Origin of the sequence: Corynebacterium sp. HMSC034A01, from assembly GCF_001838175.1 — a bacterium.
GTDB lineage: Bacteria > Actinomycetota > Actinomycetes > Mycobacteriales > Mycobacteriaceae > Corynebacterium.
In genome coordinates this window covers 189,128-202,528 of the sequence record NZ_KV835973.1, presented here as the reverse complement: position 1 = coordinate 202,528, position 13,401 = coordinate 189,128, and the positions used below count along the sequence as shown (strand labels likewise).

The 13,401-nt window shown below is 65.7% G+C and carries 17 protein-coding genes; 9 read left to right on the top strand and 8 right to left on the bottom strand.

Translation table 11 applies throughout. The features are described 5' to 3' along the window. Nucleotides 1–83: 83 nt before the first annotated feature. The 3 genes from HMPREF2791_RS08675 to HMPREF2791_RS08665 are packed head-to-tail and all read right to left on the bottom strand — an operon-like array spanning nt 84 to nt 2,233. Entirely contained in the window at nt 84–551 is a 468-nt protein-coding gene (locus HMPREF2791_RS08675; protein WP_083327948.1) for a YdcF family protein, read from the bottom strand. Continuing rightward, nucleotides 544–1,047, bottom strand: a complete 504-nt coding sequence (gene purE, locus HMPREF2791_RS08670) for a 5-(carboxyamino)imidazole ribonucleotide mutase (protein WP_070845032.1) — start codon at nt 1,045–1,047, stop codon at nt 544–546. The genes HMPREF2791_RS08675 and purE overlap by 8 nt, the downstream gene beginning before the upstream one ends. Nucleotides 1,048–1,051: 4 nt before the next feature. After that, complete coding sequence (locus tag HMPREF2791_RS08665; RefSeq protein ID WP_256381001.1) at nt 1,052–2,233, bottom strand: 5-(carboxyamino)imidazole ribonucleotide synthase; 1,182 nt, start codon at nt 2,231–2,233, stop codon at nt 1,052–1,054. A 40-nt stretch (nt 2,234–2,273) separates the two neighbouring features. Between HMPREF2791_RS08665 and budA the strand changes: the two genes are divergently transcribed. Then, nucleotides 2,274–3,008, top strand: a complete 735-nt coding sequence (gene budA, locus HMPREF2791_RS08660; protein ID WP_070845031.1) for an acetolactate decarboxylase — start codon at nt 2,274–2,276, stop codon at nt 3,006–3,008. A 168-nt stretch (nt 3,009–3,176) separates the two neighbouring features. Here the strand turns inward: budA and HMPREF2791_RS08655 are convergent, their stop codons facing one another. Both HMPREF2791_RS08655 and HMPREF2791_RS08650 read right to left on the bottom strand, forming a co-directional pair. Beyond that, nucleotides 3,177–3,638, bottom strand: coding sequence for a hypothetical protein (locus HMPREF2791_RS08655; RefSeq protein WP_070476102.1), 462 nt, complete (start codon nt 3,636–3,638; stop codon nt 3,177–3,179). Nucleotides 3,639–3,660: 22 nt separating this feature from the next. Next, nucleotides 3,661–4,389 (bottom strand): biotin--[acetyl-CoA-carboxylase] ligase, encoded by a 729-nt coding sequence (locus HMPREF2791_RS08650; RefSeq protein ID WP_070845030.1) that lies wholly within the window; start codon nt 4,387–4,389, stop codon nt 3,661–3,663. Between the two features lie 135 nt (nt 4,390–4,524). On the opposite strand from HMPREF2791_RS08650, the gene HMPREF2791_RS08645 reads away from it, so the two are divergent. The 4 genes from HMPREF2791_RS08645 (at nt 4,525) to HMPREF2791_RS08630 (ending at nt 8,179) form a co-directional block, all read left to right on the top strand. Then, entirely contained in the window at nt 4,525–5,772 is a 1,248-nt protein-coding gene (locus tag HMPREF2791_RS08645; RefSeq protein ID WP_070845041.1) for an ATP-binding protein, read from the top strand. A gap of 94 nt (nt 5,773–5,866) precedes the next feature. Then, a complete protein-coding gene (locus tag HMPREF2791_RS08640; RefSeq protein ID WP_070845029.1) occupies nt 5,867–7,381 on the top strand; it encodes an acyl-CoA carboxylase subunit beta in 1,515 nt (504 codons plus the stop codon). Nucleotides 7,382–7,391: 10 nt separating this feature from the next. Then, a complete protein-coding gene (locus tag HMPREF2791_RS08635; protein ID WP_070476088.1) occupies nt 7,392–7,577 on the top strand; it encodes an acyl-CoA carboxylase subunit epsilon in 186 nt (61 codons plus the stop codon). Further along, entirely contained in the window at nt 7,577–8,179 is a 603-nt protein-coding gene (locus tag HMPREF2791_RS08630) for a Maf family protein (protein WP_070476085.1), read from the top strand. Before HMPREF2791_RS08635 ends, HMPREF2791_RS08630 begins: the two co-directional genes overlap by 1 nt. Before the next feature lie 100 nt (nt 8,180–8,279). Here the strand turns inward: HMPREF2791_RS08630 and HMPREF2791_RS08625 are convergent, their stop codons facing one another. After that, a complete protein-coding gene (locus HMPREF2791_RS08625; protein ID WP_070845028.1) occupies nt 8,280–8,804 on the bottom strand; it encodes a hypothetical protein in 525 nt (174 codons plus the stop codon). 8 nt (nt 8,805–8,812) lie between these two features. After that, nucleotides 8,813–9,334, bottom strand: a complete 522-nt coding sequence (locus HMPREF2791_RS08620) for a hypothetical protein (protein WP_070845027.1) — start codon at nt 9,332–9,334, stop codon at nt 8,813–8,815. A 106-nt stretch (nt 9,335–9,440) separates the two neighbouring features. Between HMPREF2791_RS08620 and HMPREF2791_RS08615 the strand changes: the two genes are divergently transcribed. Continuing rightward, a complete protein-coding gene (locus tag HMPREF2791_RS08615) occupies nt 9,441–9,839 on the top strand; it encodes a DUF3151 domain-containing protein (RefSeq protein WP_070845026.1) in 399 nt (132 codons plus the stop codon). A gap of 6 nt (nt 9,840–9,845) precedes the next feature. Next, the gene (locus HMPREF2791_RS08610) at nt 9,846–10,559 is read left to right on the top strand and encodes a hypothetical protein (RefSeq protein WP_070845025.1); all 714 of its coding nucleotides are present in this window, start codon (nt 9,846–9,848) and stop codon (nt 10,557–10,559) included. Nucleotides 10,560–10,712: 153 nt separating this feature from the next. Here the strand turns inward: HMPREF2791_RS08610 and HMPREF2791_RS08605 are convergent, their stop codons facing one another. Next, nucleotides 10,713–11,774 (bottom strand): Cj0069 family protein, encoded by a 1,062-nt coding sequence (locus HMPREF2791_RS08605; RefSeq protein WP_070476071.1) that lies wholly within the window; start codon nt 11,772–11,774, stop codon nt 10,713–10,715. A 286-nt stretch (nt 11,775–12,060) separates the two neighbouring features. On the opposite strand from HMPREF2791_RS08605, the gene HMPREF2791_RS08600 reads away from it, so the two are divergent. Together HMPREF2791_RS08600 and HMPREF2791_RS08595 are read left to right on the top strand one after the other, a co-directional pair. Next, the gene (locus tag HMPREF2791_RS08600; RefSeq protein ID WP_070845024.1) at nt 12,061–12,945 is read left to right on the top strand and encodes a sulfurtransferase; all 885 of its coding nucleotides are present in this window, start codon (nt 12,061–12,063) and stop codon (nt 12,943–12,945) included. A 92-nt stretch (nt 12,946–13,037) separates the two neighbouring features. Then, nucleotides 13,038–13,401 (top strand): biotin carboxylase N-terminal domain-containing protein (locus HMPREF2791_RS08595; RefSeq protein WP_305764550.1); only part of this gene is annotated, 364 nt, incomplete at its 3' end.

The following is a 13,401-nucleotide window of genomic DNA, read 5'->3' as shown; positions in this document are numbered from 1 at the left end:
TGGCGCATTCACCCACTGACAACTCCGGCCATACTCCGGATCGCTTGCTCAGGGTTTAACTCTGTAGGGCGCCCCTGCGCCCCCTACCGCCCGAGCACCCGGCGCACGAAACGGCGCCACACCACCCGCGCCACGGAGTGCGGCAGCGCCACCACTTCCCGCGCGTAGTTTTTCACCCGCGACGTCTTTGGGGTCGGCGCCGCCACTAACTGCACCGGAATGCCCAGGTGCCAGGCCCACACGCGGGTGCGCAAGACGTGGAACCCGCTGGTCACCACGGTCAGGCACGCGGCATCCGGGAACAGCGCCCGGGAGCGCTCCAGGTTTTCGTTGGTGGAGCGCGCCTCCGGCTCCAGCACGATCGACGACTCGGGCACCCCGCGGACCAGCAACCAGTCGGCCATCACCTCCGCCTCCCCAAACCCGGTAACCACCAGCGGCGCGGGATCCGCACGCCACACCTCGAGCGCCCGGCGCAGCCGGAATTCGAGCATGCGCGAAGGGCGCCCGTCCACGATGCGGGCGCCCAGCACGACGATTGGGTTATTCACCCATCAGGCGCTTGCGTAGCGCCTCGTCCTTGCGCTCGACCTCGGCCGCCATGCGCGCCTGGTAGTCCACCATCTTGCGCTGCACGGACGGGTCGGCGGCACCCAGGATGCGTGCGGCCAGAAGACCGGCGTTTTTCGCCCCGCCGATGGAGACGGTCGCCACCGGCACGCCGCCCGGCATCTGCACGATGGACAGCAGCGAGTCCAGCCCATCCAGCGTGTCCAGGGCGCGCGGGATGCCGATGACCGGCAGCGGGGTCGCCGCCGCCACCATGCCCGGAAGGTGCGCCGCGCCGCCGGCGCAGGCGATGATCACCTGCAGGTCGCGCGTGTGCGCTTCCTTGGCGTACGCCAGCATTTTCTCCGGCGTGCGGTGCGCGGAGACCACGCCGACTTCGAAGGGGATGCCGAATTCGGCGAGCACCTCGGCGGCCGGGGCGACGGTGTCCCAGTCCGAGTCGGAGCCCATGATGATGCCAACGACTGGCTGTGCCATGTGTCTAGTCCTTCCAGGTTGCGTGGATGATGTAGTGCGCGGCGTCCTCGGCCACGGCGAGCGCTTCCTCGACGGTGTCGGCGCACACGTTGACGTGCCCCATCTTGCGCCCGGGGCGGTGGTCCTTGCCGTAGAGGTGCACCTTGGCCTGCGGGTACTTGCGCATCACCTCAACGACGCGCTCGGCCATCGGCACAGTGGGGTCCTCGTCGCCGCCGAGGGTGTTGACCATGACGGTTGCGGGCGAAAGCTTATCGACGGCACCTAACGGCCAATCCAGCACAGCCCGCACATGCTGCTCGAACTGGGAGGTCACGCACCCGTCCTGGGTCCAGTGGCCGGTGTTGTGCGGGCGCATGGCCAGCTCGTTGACCGACACTTCCGGGCCGTTGTCGCCCTCGTACTCGAACAGCTCCACGGCCAACACGCCGGTCACGCCCAAGCCTTCGGCAACCTGCACGGCGAGCTCCTCGCAGCGCTTGGCCAGCTCCGCGGACATGCCCGGCGCGGGCGCGATGGCCACGCGGCAGATGCCGCCGTCCTGGCGCGACTCCACCACCGGCCAGGCGCGCACGTCACCGGAGCGGTTGCGCGCCACCATCGCGGACAGTTCGCGGGTGAACGCGACCTTCTTCTCCGCCATCAGCGGCAGGTCGCGGCCCAGCAGGTCCTCGACCAGCTCGGCGCACTCTTCGCGCGACGACGGGAACCACACCCCGTGGCCGTCGTAGCCGCCGCGGGTGGCCTTCAGGCACACCTGGCCGTCGGTGTCGTCCCAGAACGCTTCGGCGTCCGCGGCCGACTCGATCGACGCGAACGCGGGCACCGGCAGCCCGGCCTCGGACAGGCGCTTTCGCTGCTCGAGTTTGTCCTGCGCGTAGATCAAAGCATCGGGGCGGGGTTCGACGGCCACGCCATCGTCGATAAGCAATTGCGCGTACTCGTTGGGCACATGCTCATGGTCGAAGGTGACCGCATCCGCGCCACCCACGACCGCGCGCAGATCCTCGAGCTTGGTGTAATCGCCGAGGCGCACATCGCCGAACACCTGCGCCGCCGAGGCATCCTTACTCGCGGCGAGCACGCGGGTCTCCACGCCGAGTTCGATCGCTTCCGTCTGCATCATCCGTGCCAACTGGCCGTCGCCGATGACGGCGACGACGGGCATCCCATAGGCGTTACTCACTCTGCACACTGTAGTCGCCCCTCCGACTAGCATCGCAGCCATGTCTGCAACGATTGCCCGCCACACCATTTTCCAAAACTCGCTGATGACCGCGCTTCTCGACGGCATCTACGACGGCGAGCTGACCATCAGCGACATCCTGAGCAAAGGCAACTTCGGCCTGGGCACCTTCGACGCCCTCGACGGCGAGATGCTCATCCTCGACGGGGTGTGCCACCAGCTCACCTCCGACGGCAAAGCGCGCGTGGCCGATTTGGACCAGCGCACCCCGTTTACCGTGGTGACCAACTTCGTGCCGAGGATGCGCTTCGACGCGCCCGCCGGCATGGTCCGCTCCGAGCTGGCCAAGTTCATCGACGACGCCGAGCCCAGCCACAACTTCTTCACCGCCGTGAAAACCACCGGCCGTTTCAAGAAAGTGGTGGTGCGCACGGTGACCAAGCAGGAAAAGCCCTACCCACCGATGTCCGAGGCGGTTTCCGACGACGCGGAGCACGTCTTCACCGACGTCGAAGGCGTCATCGGTGGTTTCCGCACCCCCATGTACGCCAAAGGCATCGGCGTGCCGGGCTGCCACGTCCACTTCATCGACGACGAGCACTCGCGCGGCGGCCACGTGCTGGACTACACCGTGGACGAAGCCGTGATCGAGCTTTGCCCCGGCACCGACATGGAGCTGCACCTGCCGGTCACCGCCGAGTTTCTGGGCGGCAAGCTCTCCCCCGAGGACCTGGACGAGCAGCTGCACACCACCGAGATTAAGGGGTACAAGTAGCGCCCAGCGCCGGGCGGAAAGAGTGCGCCGGACGGGGTTCCTGACAAATTACGGCAGCCGTTTGTGCCGACCTGGGAATATAGGGGCGCACTGACAGATTCCGCCACGAAGTGTCGGAGATAGGGCCTCCCGAGGCGAGGCGCGCGGCGTCGGCCGCGCGCCTCAGGCCTACCGCGCGGCGCCGAGCGCGCGCTGCAGCGCCTTCTCCACCGCGCGGGTCTTGCCCACCCGCTCGAACACGATCGGCTGCGCGTAGCCGTACACCGCCACGTTGATGCCGCCGCGCTCGCGGCGCACGGAGTGGATCTGGCGTAGCGGGATGGAATCCACCGCCCCGCGCCGGCCGCGGGCCAGGATGCGCCTGTCGGTGACGATGAAGCGCCGGCGCCTGGACGCCACCAAGGGGCCGACGAACCTCCACAGCACGAGCAGCCCCCAGATCAGCACCACGATGTTGCGCAGCCCCGGGTCCACGTGCGGGGTCACGTCCATCCAGCCGACGGCCATCCACGCCACGCCGGTCACGGCCACCAGCTCCAGCAGCGGGATGGTCAGCGCGGAAAGCGGCGCGCACACGTCGGCGAGGACGACTTCGTCCCCGCCGACGCGAAACGGTGCTTTGCCAGCCATAAACAGGCAGAGTACTGCACGCCTAGGGCGTCGGCCGCAGATGGTGGACGTCGCCGACGGAGAAAGCGGAGCCGTCGATAAGCACTTCGCCCTGGTCGTTGACCCCGGTGACAGTGCCGGTGACGGTCTCTTCGCCCTCGCGCATCTCCAGGCGCACCTGCTGGCCGATAGTCGAGCACACGGCGCGGTAGTCTTCGAGCAGCTGCGGGTCGCCCTCGCGCCACTGGTTCAGGCGCTTGCCCATGGCCAGCAGGATGTCGGTGGTGAAGTCGTCGAAATCCACCTCCAACCCCTCGAGGTTGAGCGCGGTGGCGGTTTCCACCGGCAGGTCCTCTTCGCGCATGGCCACGTTGATGCCGATGCCCACAATCACCCGCGGCATGTCCAGCGCGGAGAGGATGCCGGCGATTTTCTTGCCGCCGATCTGCACGTCGTTGGGCCATTTCAGCCGCGCTTGCGGCACCACGTCTGTCACGGCCACGCCCGGCGCGATGGACAGCAGGCCGAACGGCGGCACCTTCTCGGGCACCTCCACCACCATGCTCATGGCCAGCTGCGAGCCCTTCGGCGAGACCCAATGACGGCCCAGCCGCCCCTTGCCGGCGGTCTGCTCGTCGGCGATGAGCACGGTGCCCGGCTCGCCTTCTTTGAGCAGGTCGGCGTTGGTGGATCCGGTGGTTTCCACCCACCGCACGTTCGGCCAGTACTCCGCCACCGCGTCCTGGATGGCCTGAATGTCGCGCACAGTCATAGCTAAAGAGCATATCGTTTCTGAAAATCGGGTAGTAGGAGTTCTGAAAATGCGGTAGTAGACCTTCTGAAACTCGGGTAGTAGGAGTCCTGAAAATGCGGTAGTAGGACACTTTCGTGCAGTACAATGCCCCATATGGCCTACCTCCGACGCACCCTCGACGACGAGCTCGACCTCCTCATGCCGCACCTGCCCGCCATTGCCATCGACGGGCCCAAAGGTGTCGGCAAGACTGACACCGCTAAACGCCGCGCCAACACCACGTGGTTTCTTGATGATCCGGATATGCGCAGCATTGCGGAGGCCGATTTTTCGCTCTCATCAGCGCCGTACGGCACGTTGCTCATCGACGAGTGGCAGCATCTCCCCCAGATTTGGGATTCGGTTCGCCGTCAGGTGGACCAGGGAACTGCCCCCGGGCGTTTTCTGCTCACCGGCTCGGCCACTCCCGTCGACGCGAAGGGTTCCCATTCGGGTGCCGGGCGGATCTACTCGTTAAGAATGCGCCCGATGGCCGTCCATGAACGCGGCGTATCTGACCCCACGTGCAGCTTCGCCAGGATCTTGGCCGGAGACAGCGAAGTATCCGGACACTCGAATTTCGAGGTCGGCGATTACGCCAAGCTCATCACCGGCAGTGGTTTTCCCGCTATCGCCGCGGCTGACCCCACGGTCCAAACGCTGATGCTCGACTCGTACATCGAGCGCATCATCGACCGCGACATCCCCGATGCAGGCTACGAAGTACGCCGGCCCGAAAGCCTCCGGAGCTGGCTGCGCGCCTACGCAGCGGCCACTTCCACGACCACCGCCTATTCAAGGCTGCTCGACGCCACGACGGGCGGCCAGGTAGAGCAGCCGAATCAGAAAACTACGCTCGCATACCGCGAACACCTAGCGAAGATTTGGCTGCTCGATCCCGTGCCTGGGTGGGTTCCGGAACATAACGAGTTCAAGCGGCTGCAGCAGGGCCCCAAACACCACCTCGCCGACCCCGCTCTCGCGGCACGACTGCTCGGCATCGGCCCATCCAGCCTCCTCAGCAACCGCGCGGCCCACATGTTTGGGCCACTCTTCGAATCCCTGACTGCCCTCACACTTCGGGTACTGGCTCAAGCAGCCAGAGCGCGGGTGTACCACCTCCGATCAAACGCTGGAGAAAGGGAAGTCGACTTCATCGTCGAAGGGCTGGAACGAGAAGTCGTCGGTGTAGAGGTCAAACTCAAGCCGCGGGTTGAGGACGCCGACGTCCGGCACCTTCTGTGGCTGCGCGATCGCATTCCGGACCGGGTAACCAACCTGATGGTGGTAACCACAGGTAAACAGGCATACGTCCGCCCCGACGGAATCATCGTCATGCCCCTCGCCCTCCTCGGCGCGTAGACGCCGCTCTACTGCCCGTCGGTGGAGGGTGAAACGCAGGCGGCGGAGCCGTCGATAAGCATGGCGGCACATAAGGAATCTAGACTGAGGCGTTATGAGTTCATCCAAACCCGACATGACCACCACCGCGGGCCGCATCGAGGATCTGCGCAACCGCCTGGATGAGGCGCAGGCCCCGGTCGGTCAGGACGCGATCGACGCAGTGCACGCAGCCGGGGCCGCCACCGCCCGCGAGCGCGTGCAAAAGCTTGTGGACGAAGGCACGTTCGTGGAAACCGACGCGCTGGCGAAGCACCGCGTCGAGGCGTACAAGATGGACAAGTCCAAGCCCTCCACCGACGGCGTGGTCACAGGCTACGGGCTTATCGACGGCCGAAGGGTATGCCTGTTCTCCCAGGACCCCACCGTCTTCGACGGGCAGATCGGCGAGGTCTACGCCGAGAAGATGCTCAAGATCTACGACCTGGCCACCAAGACCGGCGTGCCGCTGATCGGCATCTACGATTCCACCGGCCCGCGCTGGAAGGAAGGCATCGTCACCGCGCACATGCAGGCGCAGATCCTGCGCGCCGCCACCCGCGCATCCGGGCTGATCCCGCAGATCGCGGTCGTAGCCGGCGACGCGGCGGCGCTGACCGCGGCGACCGTGCCGCTGGCGGACATCACCATCATGGCCGAGGGCGCGTCGATGCACGTGACCACCGCCGACATCGTGAGCAAGGTGACCGAGACCGAAACCACCAGCGAGCAGCTCGGCGGCAGCGCCGTCCACGCCGCGGAGACCGGCCTGGCGCAGCTGACCGCCGCCACCGACACGGAGGCCGTGGAGCTGGCGCGTGCAGTGGTGGGCTACCTGCCGTTGAACAACAAGGCCGCCTCCCCGCTGGGCGCCGAGGCTGCCGGTTCCGGTGCTGACCTGGACACGTTCATCCCGGACGACGACAACCAACCCTACGACGTGCTCGACGTGGTCAACGCTGTCACCGACGGGGACTTCTTCGAGCTTTCCGCTGGCTACGCAGGCTCTGTGGTCACCGGGTTTGCGCATGTTGGCGGGCGTGCCGTTGGTGTCGTGGCCACGCAGCCGAGCGTGCTTGCCGGCTGCCTGACCCGCGACGCCGCCCGCAAGGCCGCCCGCTTCATCCGCACCTGCGACGCGTTCAACCTGCCGGTCGTGCAGTTCGTGGACTCGCCGGGCTTCCTGCCGGCCGTCGAGGAGGAGCGCGCCGGCTCCTCCGCCGCCGCGGCCGCCCTTGCCTACGCGTTCGCCGAGGCCCAGGTGGGCACGATCACCGTGGTCACCCGCAAGGCGTTCGGCCCCTCTTACGCGTTGCTCGGTTCGAAGGGCCTGGGCGCGGACCTGGTGTTCGCGTGGCCGACCGCGCAGATCGCGCTTGCAGACGCCCCCACCGCCGCCGAAGCCATCGGCACCGACGCCGAGCAGTACGCCGAGGAAAACCTCAACCCGTACGTGGCCACCGAGCGCGGCCTGGTGGACGCCGTGATCGAGCCGTCCGCCACCCGCGACCGCGTGCTCGAGGGCCTGCGCCTGCTGGAGCGCAAGGTGGGCTACCCGGCGCAGAAAAAGCACGGCAACATCCCGCTGTAAGGAGGCTGACGTGGACATTCAGGTACTCAAAGGCAACCCCACCGAGGCGGAACTTGCGGCACTTTCGCAAGTGCTGGAGCAGCTGCAGCGCGAGCGCAAGCTCGCCGGGGTGCAGCCGGACGCGAACTACTGGGGTATCTCCCACCCCGCCACCGCGTACAACCCGCACGCATTCGACTCGGCGGCGTACTTCTAATGCGGCTGGTGTTGGCGTCGCAATCGCCGTCGCGGCGCATGCTGCTCGAACAAGGCGGGGTGCGGCCCGTGCTGCGGCCGGCGCACATCGACGAGGACGCGGTGATCGCATCGCTTCACAGCGCCCCTGCGGCCACCACCGTTTCCACCCTCGCCCGCGCCAAAGCGGAGACCGCCATCGCCGACTTCCCCGACGACGTGGTGGTCGGCTGCGACTCGATGCTGCTCCTCGACGGTGAACTGCTGGGCAAGCCCCACACCGTTGAGGCGACCATCGAGCGCTGGAAAGCACAGCGCGGCAAAGAGGCGCAGCTGCTCACAGGGCACGCGGTGTGGTTCGGCGGTCAGTGGGTAGTGGACACCGTCGCCACCACCATCCGCTTCGGCGACGTCTCCGACACCGACATCGAGGCCTACGCCCGCTCCGGCCAGCCGCTGGAATGCGCAGGCGCATTCACGCTGGAGGCGCTGGGCAGCTGGTTCATCGACTCCATCGACGGCGACCCCACCAGCGTCATCGGACTGTCCATGCCGCTGTTGCGCCGCTGCCTGTACCGCTTCGGGCTCGACGCTTCCGATTTCTGGGCCGCCGACTCTTTGTAAAACTCGGCCGAACGAACACCCCGGCAGCGCATAACCGCAGGTTGTGATTTCGACTCGCCGACTTTTGCAAAAGGGGTCACCGGTAGCCCACTCCCGCCGCCTAAAATCCGCGGGCGGTGAGGAACTCGTCGAGGACCTTGAGCCCCTCCGGCTGGTGGTCCACGCACATGCGCAGCCACTCGCCGATCTTGTTCTTGGGGTTGCGCACACTCGACGGCTCGTCCAAGTCCACATCCTTGCCGAACAGCGCTTCGTAGATGGGGCGACGCTCCTCGTCGTCGTCCACCCGGATCTCGATCGCCAGCTGCAGGACCAAGGATCCTCGACGTTCGCGGTAGTTCACGTCGGCGCCGCCGTCGACAAACCGCTGCGCAAGCGCCGCATCGCCGGCCCCCAGATGACGGTGCCTGCCCAGTAGGACAGTCAGTGCGTTCTGCCCGTATTCGACTCGCGACGCATCCGCGCCCCGGTCCAACATGTCGTTGCAGATCGCGGCGCGGTGTTCCGGATCCTTGTTGGTCAGCCCGTTGAACAACATGTCCGTCGGGTCGTTCACCTCTGGGTCGAACACCTCGAGAAATTCCTCGTAGGTGCCCTTCTTCGCCGTGTACGTCGGACTTGCCATTGGTGCTCCTAGTAGCCTCTGGTCTTGAGAAACTCGTCCAGGACATCGAGTTTGCCGGGACGTCCGTCCACGTTCATGCGCAGCCACTTCCCGATCGTGTTTTTCGGGTTGCGGACACTCGACGGCTCGTCCAAGTCCACATCCTTGCCGAACAGCGCTTCGTACAGCGGGCGGCGCTGCTCGTCGTCGTCAACGCGGACGCGAATTGCCAGCCGAATGGGCACATCGCCGCCGCTGTTTCGGAAGTCCACGTCGGCGCCGCCGTCGATAAGCCGTTGCGCTAGTGCCGGGTCGCCGTCAGCGAGGCGGTCGTGGCTGAGCAGCAGCGTCAACGTGTTCTGCCCGTAATCCACCACCGTCGCATCCGCGCTGCGGTCCAACATGTCGTTGCTGATCTTTTCGCGCGCTTCCGGATCGCGGTTGATCAAACCGCGGAGGAGCATCTCCGTGGCATCGTTCGTTTCCGGGTCGTAGACCTCCAGAAACTCCTCGTAGGTGCCGTTTTGGGCGACGTACAGCGGACTTGCCATTGGCGCTCCTCGGTGTGGGACGCAGGTCACATCGGGTTACGCGCCCACAATATGCGCGAATGCCGGGCCCGGCACGGGCTCCCAGGAAACTAGTAGCCTGGCGGCCATGGAAATCAACGACATGCTCGCCCCTAATCCCATCGAGCTGCCCGCAGACCCCGCCGCGGGCAAGGATTTGCTTGCAGACGACACCGCGCTCGCCCACCCCGACTCCCCCGCCGTCTGGGCCGCCCGTGCGGAACGCGAACTGGACGACGGCGACAAGCTCATCGCCTACGCGTACGCCCGCACCGGCTACCACCGGTCCCTGGACCGCCTGCGCGCCAACGGCTGGAAGGGCTGGGGTCCGGTCCCGGCCTCGCACGAGCCGAATCAGGGCGTGTTGAAGGCCATTGCGATGTTGGCAGTAACCTCACAGGCTATCGGTGACCAGGCAGAATACGACCGTTGCCGCCAGATGCTTTCCGACGCCGACCCGCAAAGCGTGGAAAAGCTCTTACCCTAACGGGGTATGACGCGAATCAACCAAGCGACCAAGCTACTCATTGCAGTTCCGGCGGCGCTCGCGATTGCGTCGTGCAGCGCAGCGGAGGACACAACAGCGGACACAGCTGCAGAAACCGGCGGCGAAGCGCCCACGGTCACCGCGTCCATCGGCGGTGCCGGGGCGGAAACGGAAAAGACCGTCACCGAGGCTGCCGCGCAGCAACCAGCCAGCGAGGCCGCTCCCCCGCCAGCAGTCGCACCCGAGGGGGGAAACTGCGCCAGCCTGCCCACTGACCCGCGCCAGCAGTACGCCACCGGCACCGCACCGGGCCGCATGCCGGCGAATAACGGGTCCGACAACAACTACTGGATCGAGGACATCGACAACCAGTACGACCCCTGCGCCGAGCTGAGCTGGATCACCTTCAAAGGCTCGCTCGGAAACGCCGATAGGCCGCAGGGCACTGCCGCATCGATTGCGGACGGGTTAGCGCTGTACCTGAACGGCGAACCAGCGAGCGAGGTGAAGCTCTTCGGCCGGATCGACCAGGTCACCCCGCTGGATAACGGCGGCGCCACAATTGAATGGTCGGAGCGTGGCCAGTACACCGCCGACGGCTTTACCAACCACTACTCCGCCGACATCCGTGCAACCCAAGGCGGCGTTGAAGCCTTCGCAGGCGACACCGAGAAGTTCAACGACAGCTGGAACTACCCGGTCGGCTACTTGCTCAACTAACCGGCAGATCGTCTAGCGCCGGAGTGAATAATGCTAGACGATCACGCACCCGGCCAACTGTTTCCCCAGGTGATGTTGAACTTGGGTGCCAATAAGAAACGGATCGTCTAGCAGGCCATTGCGGCTGCTAGACGATCCGTTGGCGAAACGCTTTTAGGCGTGCTTCTCCTCGACGCGCTTGATGGCCTCCTCAGCCACCATCTCCTGGATGCCCATGTCCAGCTCAGAGGTGAAGCCGACGCAGGAGCAGTTGATCTCGCCGAGGACGTAGGTGTCCTCGCCGGTCTCGTCGTCGTCGGCGAGCATGAAGTCCGCGGTCCAGATCAGCGGGATGTTGTCGCCGCCGAGGTTCTCGGCGATGACCGGGCGGGCCTCGGCGAACATGTCGACGAGCTCCTGCCACTCCTCCGGCTTCTGGTAGGTGTACTTCGCGCCGGAGAACAGGGTCGCGGAGAACGCGTCGCCGCCCTCAGCCGGCTTCTTGTGCACGACGAAGACCGGGTGCGGGCCGACCAGCAGGATGCGGATCTCGCCCTCGACGATGCGCGGCATGAAGCGCATGTCCACGAGCATGCCGTTGTCGCCCACGATGTACTGGTCGCAGAAGTCCATGAACTCGCCCAGCTCGCGTTCCTCGGTGTGGTTGTCCACGGCCTCGGTGCACTTGAGCTTGGTGTCCAGCGGCAGGGCGGTGCCCGGCTCGACGGACTCGGCCAGGGATTCGTCGGCAAGGCGCACGCGCCAGATGCCGGAGCCGGTGGAGCCGCGGTTCTGCTTGAGCACACGCTCGCCGTAGGACAGGGACTTGGGGAAGGTGTTGTGGAACTCCTCCACGTCGTAGTACGCGGCGGTGTCTTCCGGCACAAGGTCGGTCTTGTTCAGCTTGACCAGGGCGTCCTTGGCACCGTAGGAGATCATCTCGTGCGGGGTGGACATGCCCACCAGGCCAGCCTCGGACAGGCGGGTGAGCAGGTCGAAATAGCCCTTCTCGCCGCCTGGGATGTTGCCCGGGTTCACACGCGAAATGTAGGCGTCGAAGTTCTCGGAGACGTAGGTGAACAGGTCGTCTGCCCACTCCGGGCGGAAGTAGACAACCTCGGAGTGCCAGCCCTTTTCCTTGATGGCGTTAACGATGGGCATGGTGTCCTTGCGGTGGCCGTCGAAGGACTTGTCGGAGCCGCCTTCGACCTCGAAGACAACAATCGCCTTGTGCACGGTTGGTCCCTTTCATGGTTCACGCCCCGTGCCACGCACATCCCGGTGCCGACGGGGCTAGTCAGATACCCAGAACAAACGGGCCGTAACCTGTGTGTTCCTACCTTCGACTTTAACCGGCGACAGTGAGTTCCACCGGGTGAGCGATTTGATAGTGTGCAAGTTCACACCACCGTATTTTTTGGCCGAACATATCAAGCGCCCCGCATTCGTTTCTGTATCGTTGACGGTGGTTTTGCACACCGGTGTTGCACACCGCACACGAGCGAGAAGAAAGGTTGCCGCCATGGGCATCGAGCTCGACGACTCCCCGCAGTTCCAGCAGTACGCGCACCCCGAAAAGTTCGTTTCCGCGGCGTGGCTGTCCGCCCGCCTGGGCGTGCCGGGTTTGAAGGTTGTGGAAAGCGACGAGGACGCGTTCCTCTACGACATCGGCCACATCCCGGGAGCTGTCCGCATTGACTGGAAGCGGGACTTGAACGACCCGCTGGTGCGCGACTTCATCGACGGCGAGGCGTTTGCGGAGCTGATGCGCTCGCGGGGCATCAACCGGGATGACACTGTGGTGGTCTACGGCGACTCCTCCAACTGGTGGGCCGCCTACACCGCGTGGGTGTTTGAGTTGTTCGGCCACCCGGACGTGCGGCTTCTCGACGGCGGACGCGACGCCTGGATGGGCGAAGAGCGCGACACATCCTTCGTGGTTCCGGATTACCCGCGCTCGGAATACCCGGTGGTGGAGCGCCAGGACGCGCCCTTCCGCGCGTTTGCTTCGGAGTTGCTGGAGCGCACGCCAGCCCAGCTTATCGACGCCCGGCCGGCCCCGTTCTACCTGGGCGAAGACCCGAATCCGGGGCCTTCCTCCGCACCGTCGCTGCGCCAGGGCCACATCCCCGGCGCGGTGAACGTGCCGTGGGGCCGCTCGGTGTTCCCCAACGCGCGCTTCCGCTCGCTGGAGGACATCCAGGCGATTTACTCCGACTTCGACAAGGACGCCGAGACGGTGGTGTACTGCCAGCTCGGCGAGAGTTCCTCCCACACCTGGTACGTGCTCAAGCACATCCTGGGCTTCACCAACGTCGCGCTCTACGACGGCTCCTGGGCCGAGTGGGGCAACATGGTGCGCATGCCTGTGGCCAAGGGAGACGCGCCCGAAAACGCCACGGATTAAGCACGCCGGCGCGGTGGCGCTGTAACATGGTTCGACGTTTGTCCGACGTTTCTAACGGTGTATTTTTCCGATTGTAAGGACGGGATTGCTTCGTGCCTACCACTGCAGCGACTACTGACCTGCCGAACAGCGTGACCAAGGTGCTGGTGGCGAACCGCGGCGAGATCGCCGTGCGCGTCATCCGCGCGTGTGTGGACGAGGGCATCGCGTCTGTCGCCGTGTACGCCGAGCCGGACGCGGACGCGCCGTTTGTGCAGCTGGCCGACGAGGCTTTCGCCCTCGGCGGGGAGACCGCGGCCGAGAGCTACCTTGACATGGACAAGGTCCTCGCGGCGGCAGAGAAGTCCGGCGCGGACGCGATCCACCCGGGCTACGGCTTCCTGTCGGAGAACGCGGAGTTCGCCCAGAAAGTCATCGACGCCGGTTTGACCTGGATCGGCCCGCCGCCGGAGGCGA